At 71.2% G+C, this 15,562-nt stretch carries 18 protein-coding genes; 10 read left to right on the top strand and 8 right to left on the bottom strand.

Annotated features, from left to right (window positions below; all coding sequences use genetic code 11):
* Positions 1-92 precede the first annotated feature (92 nt).
* The 5 genes from ACFYST_RS28555 to ACFYST_RS28535 form a co-directional block, all read right to left on the bottom strand.
* Entirely contained in the window at positions 93-623 is a 531-nt protein-coding gene (locus ACFYST_RS28555; protein WP_387866460.1) for a hypothetical protein, read from the bottom strand.
* A gap of 63 nt (positions 624-686) precedes the next feature.
* A complete protein-coding gene (locus ACFYST_RS28550) occupies positions 687-1,454 on the bottom strand; it encodes a hypothetical protein (RefSeq protein WP_387866458.1) in 768 nt (255 codons plus the stop codon).
* A 96-nt stretch (positions 1,455-1,550) separates the two neighbouring features.
* Positions 1,551-1,844, bottom strand: a complete 294-nt coding sequence (locus tag ACFYST_RS28545) for a hypothetical protein (protein ID WP_387866456.1) — start codon at positions 1,842-1,844, stop codon at positions 1,551-1,553.
* Positions 1,845-1,961: 117 nt separating this feature from the next.
* Positions 1,962-2,390, bottom strand: coding sequence for a carboxymuconolactone decarboxylase family protein (locus tag ACFYST_RS28540; protein ID WP_387866454.1), 429 nt, complete (start codon positions 2,388-2,390; stop codon positions 1,962-1,964).
* 131 nt (positions 2,391-2,521) lie between these two features.
* Entirely contained in the window at positions 2,522-3,532 is a 1,011-nt protein-coding gene (locus tag ACFYST_RS28535; RefSeq protein WP_387641022.1) for a zinc-binding dehydrogenase, read from the bottom strand.
* Positions 3,533-3,801: 269 nt separating this feature from the next.
* Here ACFYST_RS28535 and ACFYST_RS28530 point away from each other — a divergent pair, with 269 nt between their 5' ends.
* The 6 genes from ACFYST_RS28530 to cpt all read left to right on the top strand — a co-directional run bounded on the left by ACFYST_RS28530 (position 3,802) and on the right by cpt (position 7,461).
* A complete protein-coding gene (locus ACFYST_RS28530; RefSeq protein ID WP_387866563.1) occupies positions 3,802-4,338 on the top strand; it encodes a TetR-like C-terminal domain-containing protein in 537 nt (178 codons plus the stop codon).
* An 80-nt stretch (positions 4,339-4,418) separates the two neighbouring features.
* Positions 4,419-5,147: a maleylpyruvate isomerase family mycothiol-dependent enzyme gene (locus ACFYST_RS28525; protein WP_387866452.1), complete on the top strand. Its 729-nt coding sequence runs from the start codon at positions 4,419-4,421 to the stop codon at positions 5,145-5,147.
* Between the two features lie 158 nt (positions 5,148-5,305).
* Positions 5,306-6,178, top strand: coding sequence for an MBL fold metallo-hydrolase (locus tag ACFYST_RS28520; RefSeq protein WP_387866449.1), 873 nt, complete (start codon positions 5,306-5,308; stop codon positions 6,176-6,178).
* Positions 6,179-6,248: 70 nt separating this feature from the next.
* Entirely contained in the window at positions 6,249-6,428 is a 180-nt protein-coding gene (locus tag ACFYST_RS28515) for a hypothetical protein (protein WP_387866446.1), read from the top strand.
* 5 nt (positions 6,429-6,433) lie between these two features.
* A complete protein-coding gene (locus ACFYST_RS28510; RefSeq protein WP_387866443.1) occupies positions 6,434-6,898 on the top strand; it encodes a hypothetical protein in 465 nt (154 codons plus the stop codon).
* Positions 6,895-7,461 (top strand): chloramphenicol phosphotransferase CPT, encoded by a 567-nt coding sequence (cpt, locus tag ACFYST_RS28505; RefSeq protein ID WP_387866440.1) that lies wholly within the window; start codon positions 6,895-6,897, stop codon positions 7,459-7,461. Before ACFYST_RS28510 ends, cpt begins: the two co-directional genes overlap by 4 nt.
* A 131-nt stretch (positions 7,462-7,592) precedes the next feature.
* Here the strand turns inward: cpt and ACFYST_RS28500 are convergent, their stop codons facing one another.
* Complete coding sequence (locus tag ACFYST_RS28500; RefSeq protein WP_387641036.1) at positions 7,593-10,127, bottom strand: DEAD/DEAH box helicase; 2,535 nt, start codon at positions 10,125-10,127, stop codon at positions 7,593-7,595.
* A 156-nt stretch (positions 10,128-10,283) separates the two neighbouring features.
* Here ACFYST_RS28500 and ACFYST_RS28495 point away from each other — a divergent pair, with 156 nt between their 5' ends.
* Positions 10,284-10,595, top strand: coding sequence for a hypothetical protein (locus ACFYST_RS28495; protein ID WP_387641039.1), 312 nt, complete (start codon positions 10,284-10,286; stop codon positions 10,593-10,595).
* A gap of 1 nt (position 10,596) precedes the next feature.
* Here ACFYST_RS28495 and ACFYST_RS28490 read toward each other — a convergent pair whose 3' ends face one another.
* Positions 10,597-11,547 carry a beta-ketoacyl-ACP synthase III gene (locus ACFYST_RS28490; RefSeq protein ID WP_387641041.1) on the bottom strand — a complete coding sequence of 317 codons (951 nt, stop codon included), beginning with the start codon at positions 11,545-11,547 and terminating at the stop codon, positions 10,597-10,599.
* A 699-nt stretch (positions 11,548-12,246) separates the two neighbouring features.
* On the opposite strand from ACFYST_RS28490, the gene ACFYST_RS28485 reads away from it, so the two are divergent.
* The 3 genes from ACFYST_RS28485 to ACFYST_RS28475 all read left to right on the top strand — a co-directional run bounded on the left by ACFYST_RS28485 (position 12,247) and on the right by ACFYST_RS28475 (position 14,911).
* Positions 12,247-12,648: a spore-associated protein A gene (locus ACFYST_RS28485; RefSeq protein ID WP_387866437.1), complete on the top strand. Its 402-nt coding sequence runs from the start codon at positions 12,247-12,249 to the stop codon at positions 12,646-12,648.
* Positions 12,649-12,950: 302 nt separating this feature from the next.
* Positions 12,951-13,289, top strand: a complete 339-nt coding sequence (locus ACFYST_RS28480; protein ID WP_387641047.1) for a hypothetical protein — start codon at positions 12,951-12,953, stop codon at positions 13,287-13,289.
* A 461-nt stretch (positions 13,290-13,750) separates the two neighbouring features.
* Complete coding sequence (locus ACFYST_RS28475) at positions 13,751-14,911, top strand: hypothetical protein (protein ID WP_387866435.1); 1,161 nt, start codon at positions 13,751-13,753, stop codon at positions 14,909-14,911.
* Positions 14,912-14,924: 13 nt separating this feature from the next.
* Here ACFYST_RS28475 and ACFYST_RS28470 read toward each other — a convergent pair whose 3' ends face one another.
* Positions 14,925-15,359 carry an ester cyclase gene (locus ACFYST_RS28470; protein WP_387641052.1) on the bottom strand — a complete coding sequence of 145 codons (435 nt, stop codon included), beginning with the start codon at positions 15,357-15,359 and terminating at the stop codon, positions 14,925-14,927.
* Positions 15,360-15,562 lie beyond the last annotated feature (203 nt).

Genomic DNA, 15,562 nt, shown 5'->3' with positions numbered 1-15,562 from the left:
CGGGCCCGTTCCGCTGCGAACGGAATTCCGGCCCGCGCAAGCAGGGAAGGGGTAGCCGCCGGGTGCCGTCCGCGGACCCGGCGGGCGGACCCTCACGCCTTCTCGACCGTGTAATACACCTCGTACTGCCAGGAGTTGACCGCGCCCGGCTTCGAGCTGCACGTCCACTTCTTGTCGGTACCCGGCTTCAGGTCCTTGATCGGCACGTCCAGGGCGAGTTGCCCCAGCTTGTCGTCCGGGTCGAGTCCGCCGAGGACCGCATTCGCCGCCGTGCCCGCGGTCGACACGAGCAGCTCGCCGGTCGGGACGGGTAGCGCCCCTGCCGCGGCGGTGATTCTGGCGGCCGCGTCCCCACGCTGCTGCCAGTCGCGTTTCGAGTCCTGGTTGTAGGCGGCAAGCCCGAGGTGCAGCGTATCGGTGTCCGTGACAGGGCCGTTGAAGACCACGCGCTGGTCGGCGGAGAACGGAAGCTCCTGCCCGTCCTTGATCTGCATGGGGGAAACCAGAGCCGGCTGGGTCTTTCCTCCGGCGACGGTGGCTCCCACCACGTAGAAATCGTCGGCTCCGCTCTGGTTCTCGGTGTTGATGCACTTGACGCGGTTGAGCGTGATCTTGAGATTCATGGCAGCCTTCCGATGCTGTCCGCGAGAGATGTTCATGGGCCGGCGGACCTCGAGGGGCTACCGTCACACGGACCCGCGAGTGCGCCGTCGAGGTCCGGGCCAGGGGTAGCCGAGTCGATCGGCGGACTTCTTCGAACCTCCGCAGACCTCGGCGACCTCGCGAGGATCCTCGGCCGTGAGGTGCGCCTCAAGGGCTTCCGCCTGGTCGGCGGGGCGGTCGGCCGAGATCGGGACGGTCAGCTTGAACTGAAGCCAGGAGCGGTCCTCGCTGATCGCGGCGCGGCCGGGGTGAAAGAACAGGACGTTGATCCGGTCGGGTTCCCAGGGCCAGGCGGAGACGTCCTGCAGCTCGCACTCCCAGGCGGTCAGCCAGTCGGTGCGCTCCCGGAGCCGTTCCGCCAGCAGCCTGGCGACTGTTCGGGCCGGCCATTCCCAGGAGTGATCCGCTCCGGCCCGGCGGAGCTCGGCCGCGTACTGGGCGGCGTCGAACCGGAATTCCGGGAGGTCGACGCCCTCGGCATCGACCGGGTTGCGCCAGCCGTCCCAGACCACGTGCGGACCGTCGCGCCGGACAGTGACGTAGATCGCGCCGCAGCAGGCCTCGGTGCAGCCGGCCTCGGCGAGCCGCACCTCGCGAGGGGTGTCGGTTGCGAGCAGCGGCGTTCTCGGGCCCAGCAGATCGCGGGGATCGACGGCCGGGCCCTCGTCGAACACCTCGGCCAGGACGTCCCGTCCGTCGACGATCGGCCGGCACTCCACCGCTGTGGCCTGCCGGTTTCCGAGCGGCGGCACGACGAGGCGGAGGGACAGCAGGTGCGGTTCTGTGGTCACGGCCCGATGGTCTCGAAGGCAGCGGTGATTGTCAGCTGCGTTTCTGCTTGGAGGGCAACTGTGCACCCCACTTGCCGGGAGCGGGCCGGGCCGTCGCTACTTGATGAACACGCTGGCGCCGAACTCCTGGGTCGTGCTGCCGCCCGGAGGAACGACCGTGATCACCTGGCCGGTGCAGTTCGGGCCGTCGTAGACGAGGGCGTACTCGTCGGTGTTGTTGCGCAGGATGAGCGGGAAGATCTGCGCGTTGTAGCAGCCGCTCGGATTGTTGATGGTCTGGTTGGGAGCGATGAAGAGCACTCCATTGGCCGCCAGGGCCGCGCCGGGCAGAGTGAGGGCGATGGTGCCCGCGGTGGCGAGGGTGCCGAGCACGGTTGCGAGACGTCGCACGGTGACTCCTTGGGATTGGGGTGAGCGGGGCCGAAGTGCCCCGGGCCCAACCTCGCTTCCCGACGGAGCCGCCGCAATTCCCGTGCGCCGAGCGGGCGTACGCGTACGCATGGACGGTCACGCGGGGACGACGGGCAGCAGACCGCGTTCGGCGAAGACCTGCTTGGCGGCGAAAGTGGCGTTCAGGGCGCGCGGGAAGCCGCAGTACACGGCGGAGTGCAGCAGCGCCTCGACGATTTCCTGCGGCGTCAGGCCGACGTTGAGCGCCGCGTTGACGTGCACCCGGAGCTGCGGTTCGCAGCCGCCGAGCGCGGTGAGCATGCCGAGGGTGACCAACTGGCGATCGCGCGGGGCGAGTTCGGGGCGGGAGTAGATCTCGCCGAAGCCCCAGGCGGCGACCTGGTGGGCGAGTTCGGGCGAGACGTCGGACAGTGCGGCGAGCACGTTCTCGCCCGCCTCGCCGTCGATCCGGCCGAGGATGTCGAGGCCGTGCTCGAAACGCTGCTGGCGGGTGGTGGCTTCGGGGTGCGCGGCGGTGGGGGTCATGAGAGCGGTCTCCAGTGGTTGGTCGGTGTCGGGGGAACGACGGACACCGTAGGAGTTGGAGTGCGCTCGAACGCAAACGGCCCGGCCCGCCCCGGGAGATGACGGGACGGGCCGGGCCAACTGGCCGGACGTCAGGGCTTGAGGATCAGGCGGATCGGGTTGCCCTGCTTGGTGTGCAGGCGTTCGACGGCCTCCGCGGCCTGCTCCAGCGGGAGCACCTCGCTGACCGAGCGGGAGAAGTCCAGCCGGCCGCCGGCGGCGAGCGCGATCAGCTGCGGGACGGCGTTCTCCTCCGAGCCGTAGTGGCCGCGGATCTGCTGCTGGAGGTAGGAGAACCGGACGCTGTTGGCGACCGTCAGCGGCTGGTCGGTGAGGCCGACGAGCACCAGGCGCCCGTGCGCGCCGAGTACCGTCAGCGCCTGCTCGCGGACGGCGGGGACGCCGGCGAAGTCGAACGCGGCGGCCAGGCCGGCCCCGCCGGTCGCGGCGCCGATCTTCGCGGCGAGCTCCGGGTCGGCCGAGTCGAGGACCAGGTCCGCGCCGAAGGCGAGGGCCCGCTCGCGGGCGGCGGGGGACGGGTCCACCGCGATGACCGGGTTCGCGCCGATCGCCCGCAGCAGTTGCACGCCGTGCGCGCCGAGACCGCCGACACCCCACACGCCGACCGGCTCGGCCGGGCGGATCTGGCCGGTCGTGGTGATGGCGCCCCACGGGGTGGAGACCGCGTCCGGAATGATCGATCCCTGCTCGAACGGGATCGACTCGGGCAGCCGGATCAGCGTGTCCTTGCGGGCGAGCGCGTACTCGGCCCAGCCGCCGTCGTAGTCCACACCGCGCGTCCAGGTGGTGCCGTCGCGCTTCTCGCCGGCCTGCAGCACGACCCGGTCGCCGACCTGCCAGGCGCCTGCGTCCGGGCCCAACTCGGCGACGGTGCCCGCGACTTCGTGCCCGAGGGTGACGCTCTCGCCCGGCAGGTACAGCGGGGTGAGCGAGCCCTCGATCAGGTGCACGTCGGACAGGCAGACGCCGGCCGCCTCGACCTTGATCAGCACCTGGCCGGCGCCGGGGACGGGACGCTCCACCTCCTCGACGCTCAGCTTGCGGGTGGGCAGGTGCAGGCGGACGGCACGCATCCGGGCCATGGTCGATCCTCTCCGGCCGACGGCGAACTCGTCGGCGGCCTCGTTGCCGCAGCGCCCTGCCGGAGGTGTATCGCAAGGCGACTTGCATTGCTGAGGCTACGACGCGACACACCGCAATGCAAGGAGGCCTGCGTTAGGCTTCGGGCGTGTCGAAGGAGAAGCGGACGGGATCCACGAAGAAGCCGGGCGGGCCTGCGGGGCCGGATCCGACCGGCGACGCACTGCCCGAGGGGAGGTCCGCCACCCCACTGCGCCGGCGCGGCGCCGCCATGCGACGGGCCGTGCTCGACGCCACCGTGCGCCTGCTCGCCGAGGGCGGACTCGACGCCGCCAGCGTCTCGGCCGTCGCGGCGGCCGCCGGCGTGCACGAGACGTCCGTCTACCGCAACTGGGGCACCCGCGAACACCTGCTCCGCGAGGCACTCGCCGACTACACCGACCACGCCCTGCCACTGCCCGACACCGGCAGCCTCCGCGAGGACCTGCGCCAACTCCTCACCGCCCTCGGCGCGTTCCTCGACACCCCCGAAGGCCCCGCGCTGCTCCACCTGAGCATCGCCCCGGCCACCGCCGAGACCCGCAGCGGCCGCGACGCCTACTGGGCCGAGCGGCTGCAACGCGCCGAGATCCTGCTGCGCCGGGCCGCCGGGCGCGGCGAGATCCGGCCGGACGTCGATGCCCGGGCGGCGGTCGAGGCGCTGATGAGCCCGCTGTTCGCGCGCCACCTGCTGCTCGGGGAGCCCGTCACCCCCGAGTTCCTGTCCTCCCTGGTGGACCTGGTGGTGGACGGCCTGGCCCCGCGCTGAGGCCGACCGCCGTGCGCTGACCGGCGACGGTGCTGGTCCGGGTCCGATTCCGGGGAGGGTGTGCCGGGCATGTCCGGGGGATGACCGACCCCACCGACTTCGACCCGGCGGCGGCGCTGGAGCAGCTCGCCGCCGCGACCGGCCAACTGCTTCGGACGGCGTCCGGGTTCACCGACGCCGACGTCCGCGCGCCGTCGCTGCTGCCGGGCTGGTCGCGCGGGCACGTGCTGACCCATCTGGCGCGCAACGCCGACGGTGGCCGGCGGTTGCTCGGCTGGGCACGGACGGGGGTGGAAGCGGCGGAGTACCCGAGCCTGGCCGCCCGGGACGAGCAGATCGAGGCGGGCGAGGGCCGCGGCGCGGCCGAGCTGCTGGCCGACCTCCGGTGCAGCGCGGGCGAGTTCGAGGCCGAGTACCGGCGGATGCCGCCCGGGGCGTGGCACCGGACCGTCCGCTGGACTCGCGGCCAGGAGCGCCCCGCGTTGCGCGCCGCCGATGCCCGGCTGTGCGAAGTGCTGGTCCACCACGCAGACTTGAACGCGGGCTACACGCCGGCCCACTGGCCTGCCGACTTCGTCGAGGCGATGCTCGGCCGGGTGGTGGCCTCCTTCGCCGCACGCGAGCACGCACCCGCGATGCGACTGCACGCCACCGACACCGGCGCCACGTACGGCACCTCCGGGCCGCGTCAGCCGGTGGTCGGCGGGCCGCAACATGCCCTGCTGGCCTGGCTGATGGGTCGATCCCCGGGCGCGGACCTGCTGGTGCGCAACGCTCTCGCGCTCCCCGCGCCGCCGTTCCTCTACTGAGGCGTCCGGCCGGATTGCGAGCCGTCCGTAGTCAGAGCGTCACTCTCGCCGAATCACAAGATCTACGCCTCTTCCACTTTTCGCCCCGCTCGGGATACCTCTTGAAGTGCCGGGCCGCACCGGCCCGTTGACGGAAATCGACTCTCCGGAGGACAGCCATGGGCGAAGACTGGTACGTGGACGACCGATGCACCGGGTGCGACGTGGCGCGGCAGCTCGCGCCGGGCCTGATCGTGCAGGTGGGCCGGGGCTCCGAACTGGTGCGACAGCCACGCGACGCAACGGAGTTGGCGGCCGTGAATGCCGCCGCGTTCGCCTGCCACACCCGTTCGATCCGCCGGCACTCGGGCCCGCTGGACCCGGCGGCGGACCCGTTCCCGCTCGCCATCGACGCCAACGTCCTGCTCTGCGGCCACAATTCGCGGCGCACGGCCGCCGCCAACTCCTACCTGCTGCGGCGGCCGGACGGCACCGTGATGATGATCGACACGCCGCGCTGGTCGGAGTCGCTCGCCACCCGCTACGAGAAGCACGGGCGGGTGACCGACGTCCTCCTGACCCACCGCGACCACGCCGCGCACGGCCGCGTCTACGCGGACCACTTTGGTGCTCAACTCTGGATCCACGAGGGCGACTTGAACTCCTCGCCGGACGCCGACCGGGTGCTGCGCGGCACCGATCCGGTCGAGATCGCCGAGGGCGTCGTCGCTCACCCCCTGCCGGGCCACACCGAGGGCAGCGTGCTGTTCCTCGCCGACGACCGGTACTGCTTCAGCGGCGACAGCCTCTACTGGTCGCGCGCCGCCGGGGCGTTGGCCGTCGCCGAACACGTCACCTGGTACTCCATCGAGGAACAGGCCGCCTCACTCGCCCGCGTCGCACCCCACCTCCGGTTCGAGTGGATCCTCCCGGGCCACGGAGACCGCAACCACCTGCCCGCCGAACAGATGGCCGAACAACTGCGCGCCCTGGTCGCCCACGTCGGCCAACTGGCGCCCGTGCCAGTGGATTTCGACGCCCATCAGTGGTGAGGACGGCTGTCACCGGCGCTTGGGATCACGGTCGTTGCCGGCGTGGGCACGCGGGCATCACGACCCGGAGGTGGCTCGAACGGACCCGTGGCAGAAGCTGTCGGCGCTGGTGGAGGAACGGCTGAAGGCGGCCCCGCCCGGCGAGCGCGGTGTTTTCGCCGCCGGCGTCGCGGAACGGCTCATGGGCCGGCACGTGGCGCTGCCCGAGGACGAGCAGGCGCCTTCACGCTGCGCCTGCGCCCCCTGCTGAATGCCGTGTGGGAGGGCGTCCTCGGCGACTCGACGGCCTTCCCGGCGGTCAACCGCGGCGTCGCCGAGTTCATGCTCAGCGAGTACTGCCACAACGACGGCCAGAACGGCCCGGACGACGCGGACGAGCCCGCCGCGGCGGCGATACTGTTCGCCGCGCACGCCTACCTGTTCGGCTGCCACGACTTCGCCGTTCGGGCCGGCGGCCGGGCGGTGGAAGCCGTTGACCACCACCTCCAGTACCTGGCCGAGACGGCGGAGGACGAGCTTCCGATCGACTCCGACGAGGCGCTGGCCGCCGACCTGCGGCGCCAGCTCCGGGATCTCGATCTCATCGCCGACTTCTCGAAGGAGCTCCGCCACGCAGAGATGGGACTGCCCATCGACACCTCGATCCGCCTCCACGCGGAGCTGCGGACCCCGCTCTCCGGTCAGGAGTGGGCACCCGAGGCGGGTACCGTGGCCCGATGACCATTCGGGTGATCGTACTCAACGGCGGTTCCAGCAGCGGAAAGAGCAGCCTCGCGCGCGCGTTGCAGGCCCAACTGCCGGAGCCCTGGCTGACGTTCGGGATCGACGGGCTGATCGAGGCGATGCCCCCGGAACTGCTGGCCGGGGACGCCGGGATCGACCTCGGCGGGGACGGCACCGTCACCGTCGGTGACACCTTCCGGCGGCTGGAGGCCGCCTGGATGGCCGGTGTGGCCGCCACCGTGCGGGCGGGGGCGGGCGTGATCGTCGACGACGTGTTCCTCTCCGGATCGGAGTCCCAACAGCGCTGGCGCGAGGCCCTGTTGGGCCTGGACGTGCTCTGGGTCGGAGTCCGCTGCGACCCGGCCGAGGCGGCCGCGCGCGAGCGGGCCCGGCCCGATCGGACGACAGGCATGGCCGAGGACCAGGCGGAAAGGGTGCACCAAGGCGTCCACTACGACCTGGAGGTGGACACCACCCGCACCCGGCCCACCGAGTGCGCCCGAGCGATCACGGAGCGGCTGGCCCGACCGGGCCCGAGGACTGTCGGTGGTCGTCGCTAGCGTGCAGCGGTCCGATCGACCGACTGTGCAGCGAGGTTCGCGATGACCGTCCGATTCCCGGCCGAGTGGTGCAACACCACGACCTGGCAGCGGCCCCCCGCGGGCTGAGTGTGCGGGGGGCCGCCGGGGCGTCAGTGCGCGCCCACCGCCGTGATCTTGACGACTGCGCGGCCTTCCTCGTCGGAGCCGTACAGGTCGACCTCGGCGGAGATGCCCCAGTCGTGGTCGCCGTTGGGGTCGTCGAAGATCTGGCGGACGCGCCACAGGCCCTCGTCCTCGACCTCCTCGATCAGCAGCATCTTCGGGCCGCGGGCGTTCGGGCCGGTGAAGAGGTCGTCGTACTCCTCCCAGTACCCGTCCATCGCGTCCGCCCAGCGGTCGGCGTCCCAGCCGTCCTCGCCGTCGAGTTCGGCGAGGGAGTCGTAGTGCTCCAGCGCGCACAGCTCGACCCGGCGGAACAGCTCGTTGCGGACCAGCACCCGGAAAGCGCGGGAGTTCGCGGTGACCGGCGCCGGCTTGTCGTCGAGGCGGACCTCGCCCGCCTCCGGCTCGGTCGGGTTGGCCAGCGCCTCCCACTCGTCCAGTAGCGAGGAGTCGACCTGGCGGACCAGCTCGCCCAGCCAGGCGATGACGTCCTTCAGGTCGTCCGTCTTGATGTCGTCCGGGACGGTCTGCTCCAGCGCCTTGAACGCGCCCGCCAGGTAGCGCAGCACGATGCCCTCGGTGCGCGCCAGCTCGTAGAAGCCCACGTAGTCGGTGAACGTCATGGCGCGCTCGTACAGGTCGCGGACCACGGACTTCGGCTGCAACGGGTGGTCGCCGATCCACGGGTGCGCCCGGCGGTACACGTCGTAGGCGTGGCCGAGCTGCTCCTCCAGCGGCTTCGGGTACGTGATCTCCTCGAGCCGGTTCATCCGCTCCTCGTACTCGATGCCGTCGCGCTTCATCTCCGCCACGGCCTCCCCACGCGCCTTGTTCTGCTGCGAGGCGAGGATCTGCCGCGGGTCGTCCAGGGTGGCTTCGACGACCGAGACCACGTCGAGCGCGTAGGACGGCGACTCCGGGTCGAGCAGTTCGAACGCGGCCAACGCGAAGGTGGACAGCGGCTGGTTCAGCGCGAAGTTCTCCTGCAGGTCCAGGGTCAGGCGCACCCTGCGGCCCTCGGAGTCCGGCTGGTCGAGCTGCTCCACCACGCCGCCCTGCAGCAGCGAACGGTAGATGGCGATCGCGGTGCGGATGTGGCGGCGCTGCGCCGGGCGGTCCTCGTGGTTGTCGGTGAGCAGCTTGCGCATCGCCTCGAACGCGTTGCCCGGGCGGCCGATGACGGACAGCAGCATCGCGTGGCTGACCTTGAACCGGGAGACCAGCGGCTCCGGGTCGGCGCCGATCAGGCGCTCGAAGGTCTCCTCGGTCCACGAGACGAACCCGTCCGGGGCCTTCTTGCGAACGACCTTCTTGCGCTTCTTCGGGTCGTCGCCGGCCTTCGCCAGCGCCCGGTCGTTCTCCACCACGTGCTCGGGCGCCTGCGCGACCACCTGGCCGACGGTGTCGAAGCCGGCCCGGCCCGCGCGCCCGGCGATCTGGTGGAACTCGCGGGCCCGCAGGATCCGCACCCGCTGCCCGTCGTACTTGGACAGCGCGGTGAACAGCACCGTGCGGATCGGCACGTTGACGCCGACGCCGAGCGTGTCGGTGCCGCAGATCACCTTCAGCAGACCGGCCTGCGCGAGCCGCTCCACCAGGCGCCGGTACTTCGGCAGCATGCCGGCGTGATGCACACCGATCCCGTGCCGGACATAACGCGAGAGGTTCCGACCGAACTTGGTGGTGAAACGGAAGTTTCCGATCAGCTCGGCGATCGCGTCCTTCTCCTGCTTCGAGCACATGTTGATGCTCATCAGCGACTGCGCCCGCTCCACCGCCTCCTTCTGCGTGAAGTGGACGACGTACACCGGCGCCTGACCGGTGTTCAGCAGCTCCTCCAGCGTGTCGTGGAGAGACGTCCGCCGGTACTCGTAGAACAGCGGCACCGGGCGCTCCGCCGAACGCACCGCGACCGTCGGGCGGCCGGTGCGGCGGGTCAGGTCCTCCTCGAAGCGGCGGACGTCGCCGAGGGTCGCCGACATCAGCAGGAACTGCGCCTGCGGGAGTTCGAGCAGCGGGATCTGCCAGGCCCAGCCGCGGTCCGGCTCGGCGTAGAAGTGGAACTCGTCCATCACGACCTGGCCGATGTCGGCGCGCGGGCCGTCGTGCAGCGCGATCTGCGCCAGCACCTCGGCGGTGCAGCAGATGATCGGCGCGGTCGGGTTGACCGAGGCGTCGCCGGTCATCATGCCGACCTGCTCGGTGCCGAAGATCTTGCACAGGTCGAAGAACTTTTCCGACACCAGCGCCTTGATCGGCGCGGTGTAGAACGTCCGCTTCCCCTCGGCCAGCGCGGCGAAGTGCGCGCCCGCCGCGACCAGGGACTTTCCGGAGCCGGTCGGCGTCGCCAGGATCACGTTGTTCCCGGAGACCAGCTCGATCAGCGCCTCCTCCTGGGCGGGGTAGAGGGTGATGCCGCGCTCCGACGCCCACTCGGCGAAGGTCTCGAACAGCGAGTCGGGCGTGGCGGGTTTCGGCATCAGGTCCAGGAGGGTCACTCCGCTATCTTGCCCGTCCGACATGACCATGAGCAAAGCTCGGGCCCGCACGGTCCGCCCGTGCTGCCGCCGACGCGCCCTGGCGATTCCGGTCCGTGCCTGGCTTGTCGCCGTGCGTTACGGGATGATCGGGCGGCCCGCCCCCGGAACCGTCGGGGGCGACCCGACGGAAGGACCCTCATGCGCAAGCGAGTTGCCGGCCTGGCTGTTGCCGCCCTGGCGATGGCGGCCGGACCGGCCGCGGCGTTCACCGAGACGGTGGCCGCGACCGGCGCCCCGAGCGGAGTCGTCGCGATCTGCCCCGAGGGCGTCAACCCCTCGGACGTGCACGTGACGAACGGCGACGGCACCCCGCTCGGGCCCGACCAGCGCGTGCACACCACGGCCGTCGGCGCCACCGGCGTCGGCGCGTGGATCGCCCCCTACCAGGACTCCCCGCCGCCGCCGGCTTCGATCCGCCTGACCATCACCTGCACCGACTCCGGTCAATGAGTCAGGGGCAGGTGACGACCTGACCGGCCCAGGACAGGCCGCCGCCGAACGCGAACAGCAACACCCGGGCGCCGGAGCGCAGTTCACCGCGCTCCACCAGCTTCGCCAGCGCCAGCGGGACGGACGCCGCCGAGGTGTTGCCGGAGTCCACCACGTCCCGGGCGATCACCGCGTTCTCGGACAGGCCCAGCTTCTGCACCAGCGACTCGATGATCCGCAGGTTCGCCTGGTGCGTCACCACCCCGTCCAGCTCCGCCGGGCTCAACCCGGCCGCCCGGCACGCCTGCTCGGCCAGCGCGGGCAGCTCCGTGGTCGCCCAGCGGAACACCGCCTGCCCGTCCTGCTCGAACCGCGGCTGCCAGGCGTCCAGCAGCCGCACCGCGCTCGCCCGCGACGGATCCGACCCCCACACCACCGGCCCGACACCGGTCCCCGGGCCGTCGGTCGCCGACAGCACCGCCGCGCCCGCGCCGTCGCCGAGCAGGATGCAACTGCGGCGGTCCGTCCAGTCGGTGACGTCCGACATCTTCTCCGCGCCGATCACCAGCGCGTGGCGGGCGGCGCCCGCGCGCAGCGAGTGGTCGGCCAGGGAGAGCGAGGTGCAGAAGCCCGCGCAGCCGTTGTTCACGTCGAACGCGACGGCGGACGGGATGCCCAGGCGGGCCGCGACCTGCGCCGCGATCGACGGGCAGCGGTCCATCGCGCTGCACGTCGCCACCGTGATCTGCCCGATCTCCGCCGGTTCCAGCCCCGATGCCGCCAGCGCCTTCGCGGCGGCGGTCGCGGCGAGGTCCGTCACCGACTCGTCCGGCCCCGCGATCCGGCGGGTGGCGATACCCGTCCGGCGCCGGATCCACTCGTCATTGGTGTCCACCATGGCCGCCAACTCGTCATTGGTCAGCACCCTGCTGGGCTGGTGGTGGCCGAGACCGGCGATACGGACTCCGGGCATGGCAGTTCCCTTCCGCAACAACGGCCACCGGCCGCGCGCCGGAGGCAACGGCCTGGAATATAGCAACCGACCGATCGGAAGCTAAACGCCGCGCGTCACGGCTCCGCCGGACAGCCGACCGGCGGGAGGCCCGCTACGTGGCGTCCTGCCCGTGCTGATGGTGGTCCCCGCTGGTGGTCACAGCCCTCTTCGCTGCCCAGGGATCCACCACGAGATCCGGACGGTCGGAGCTTCGACGCATTCGTGCCGGTCGGATCCGAACGCATGCATCGACTTGGCCTCCGCACTCATGGGCTCACCGGGACTCTGAAGCGCCCCGCCCGGCCATCATCGTCCGTCGTGGGGCGGCCCACAATTTTTCAAATCCCTTCGTACTCGTCAAGGCCGTATCCGACTCAAGTGGCTGGCGTGACAGAATTCCGCCATGCGGGGCCATGTCCGCTTACGCCTGGTATGCCCAACCGTCGAGATCATTTCCATCGCCAATATTCGGAAATCGATCTTCGGATCCGAGAAAAGAATCTTGAGTGCCGTTCTGTTGGGCCCCTTGACGGTCGGTCGAATGCGGTGCGAATGTTCTCGCCGTTGGCCCGGAGCGAATGCGGGTCACGTTCTGTCCGCGAATTCCTGGTAGGGCTGGTGGGGCCGGAAGATGTCCTTCTGATGCGTACCTGGAATCGGTAAAACTCGGAGGGGAACATGCTCAAGAACGTCAAGCGGCTCGTGACCGGTGCGGCTGTGCTGGCCACCGCCAGCGCCGGTCTGATGATCGCCCCGTCCGTCGCCCAGGCGGCCACGTACAACGGCGCCTGCGGCTCGGGGTACTCCGTGATCAGCATCCTGCCGGTCACCGGCGGCACCGTGTTTCTGACCTACAACGGCTCCACCAACTGCGTCGTGACGGTGCGCAACAGCTCGGGGTCGGCCGTGTACATGGGCGCCTGGATCGAGCGGTCCGACGGCAGCGGATACCAGGGGGACTTCGGGAACTACACCACGTACGCCGGGCCGGTCTACGTCTACGCGCCGGGCTCGTGCATCGACTGGGGCGGCAACATCGGCGGCTCCTACGCGTCGCAGTCGAACTCGCACTGCGGCTGATGCCGCAACCCGCGTCGCACTGACCGGATAAGCGGAAGAATGGCCGGCGTCCCATGTCGGCCATTCTTCTGCCATTTCTTGGCAATATCCTGAAATTTGGAATCGAGGCCCTCGGAGTTCGCGGTAATTCGCTTCTCGGGATTTCGGTCAAGTCCCTTCTTGGCGCGATTTTGGCCACGCTCGGGTAATGCCCGGACCGGCATCGACGGAGACCGCCATAACGGCACAAAACCCTGCGGCGCAGGCGCCTTTTCGCGTTCCTTGGCTCGCACGATGGCCAATCGGACCCGAGGTGCCGACAGTTGAGCGCCACGTATTGTGGTGGCGCGGTGAACCGAACGATCTTCCGGCCATTGCTGCCGCTGCTGGCCACCGCCACGGACCTCGACGCGACTGGCCCGGCCGATTTCGAACTGGGGGACGGAATCCGGGGCTGGCCGGAACAGTTCGCGCGGGCGGCCACCGGGGACGTGTACTGCTTTATCGGCGAAGGCGGCGAGGCGCGCCCGGTGGCGCACGTCAGCCTCGACGGCCAGGCAGAGCCCGGACGTGCTCGGGCTGCTCCGGCTCTGCCTGATGGCCCCGCGGTGGTGGGACGCGGCGGGCTGATGTGCTGCGCGGCGCCTCACCTGTCGCCCTGATGCTGCTGGTGGTCACCGACTTCCGGGGCATCGCCGCCGGCCTGGCGGCCCGGAACGGTGCCACCGTCCAGGACGTGGTCCTCAAGGGTCACGACGCCGGCCGCTTTCTGTTATTCGGCAGGAGCCGCACGGCCGGTGTTCTCCTCCGGTCCGGTCCGGTCCGGCTTCGGCCTGCTGCTCGTCGTCCCTCTGCAGATGGCGGTCCCGGACGGCGGAGGAAGCCGGACCCTGCTCCGGCGGGGCGGAACGCCGCACCACCTGGCGTGGCCGCTGACCTCCCCGGGTCTCTGCTCCGCCCTCGGCGAGGCGCCGTCCGACGCGCTCCGGCTCCGCTTCGACGTCGTGGCGATCCTTCGGCACGTGCTCGACGCCTCCGCAGCCGCGAGTTGTCGGTGGGGAAGGGCATGATCGTCGCGGTCGGCGCGGGGTGCGTCGGTGTGGCGGACTCGTGGGCGGCTCGAATGGACACCTGGCAGGAACTCGACGCGGTGGTGGCGGAGCGGCTGAGGTCGGTGTCGTCCGAGGAGCGGCAGGTCTTTGCGGCGGGCGTCGCGGAGCGGCTGATGCGTCGGCACGAGGCTCTGCCCGAGGGTGAGCGGGCGCCGTTCACGCTGAGCCTGCGGCCGCTGCTGGACGCCGTGTGGGAGGGCGTGCTCGGCGACTCGACGGCTTTCGCGGCGATCAACCGCGGCGTCGCCGAGTACATGCTCAGCGAGTACTGCCACAACGAGGGCCAGCACGGCCCGGACGACGCCGACGAGTCTGCCGCCGCGGCTGCGCTGTACGCCGCGCACGCCTACCTGTTCGGCTGCCGGAAGTACGCGAGCTGGAACAGCGGCCGGGCGCTGGAGGCCGTCGAACAGCACCTGGAGCAGCTGTCCGAGACGGTCGAACTCTTCGATGCCGACCCGGACGAGGCGATGTCCGCCGAACTGCGGCGGCAGCTGCGCGACCTCGACCTGATCGCAGGCTTCTCGAACGAGCTCCGCCACGCCGGCCTGGGCCTGCCCGTCGACACCTCGACGCGCCTCCACGCCGAGCTGCGCGCACCGCTCTCGTCGGAGTTGCTGCTGCCGCTGCTGGCCGGCGACGAGGACGCCGTCGCGTTCTTCGCCGCCGTCGCGGACCTCGACGCGACGAGCCCTGACGACCACGAGCTGGAGGACGGGGTACGGCTCGCGTCCGGGGCCCGGCTGGAGCAGTTCGCGCGGGCGGCCAGCGGGGACGCGTACTGCTTCGTCGGTGAGGGCGGCGAGGAGCGTCCGGTGGTGTACGTGAGCCTCGACGGCCAGGCCGGGTTGCTCGCCGTCGGGCTGCCCGAACTGGTGCGCCTGTGCCTCGCCGTGCCGTGGTGGGGAGAGGTGCGCGGAGGTTCGCTCGACGGGCTCGGGGACGCTGCCGACGACTACCGGGCGGACATCCCCGACCTCGGCGCCCGCCGGGACCGCGCCGCCCGGGCCCTCGGCCTCGACCCGGCCACGCTGCCCTCCGAGGCGACGGCCCTCGCCCGGCTCGCCGAACTCTCCCGGGGACCGGTGGCCGCGGCGAGCCTCGTCGTCGGTCCGGACGGAGACCCGTTCGACCCGCTGTTCGACGCCGACCGGGACGCCGATCGGGACTGAGTGCCCACCCGGCCTACTCGGGCGGCCCGTCGAGCGGCGGGATCACGTCGAGCTGCTGGAGGAAGCCGAGGACGTCCTTGTCCGACCACTTCTCGGCGAGCTTCCCGTTCTCGATGCGGTGGACCACCGTCGCCGTCATGGTGATCGGCCGCCCGGTCGCCGGGATGCCCGGCAGGTCGCCCACGCATGTGCCGCGGCCCGTCAGCCGGGTCACGACCTTGTCGCCCTCCGCGATCTGGTCCTCGATCTCGTGCACCCCGGGGGTGGCCTCCCAGAACAGGCGGAACGCCTGCTTCAGCCCCTCGCGTCCGGGCGCGAGCCCGGGGAACGGCGGCGGCGAGTGGTCCACGTAGTCCGCGGAGACCAGCTCGTCCATGGCCTCCAGGTTGCCCGCATCGATCTCCCGGTAGAACCGGCGGACCAGACTTTTGTTCTCTTCGATGGACATGGGCGCCTCTCCGCACGTTCGGCCGCGCCGTCGGACCGGCGCACGACGCCCGAATCCTCCCCCCGCCCCGTCCCCGGCGCGCATGGACGCGGTGGCCGTTCACTCAGAAGCAGCCACCCGGGTCACTCGCCACCGCCCGCACCCTGACCTGCCGCTCCACCCGGCAGCCGGGTTCACCGCACCAGGCCGGCACCACGTAGGAT

The organism is Kitasatospora sp. NPDC004614, assembly GCF_042873675.1.
Classification (GTDB): domain Bacteria; phylum Actinomycetota; class Actinomycetes; order Streptomycetales; family Streptomycetaceae; genus Kitasatospora.
Note: the sequence above shows the minus strand (reverse complement) of the source record. Positions and strands in the feature narration are given on the sequence as shown.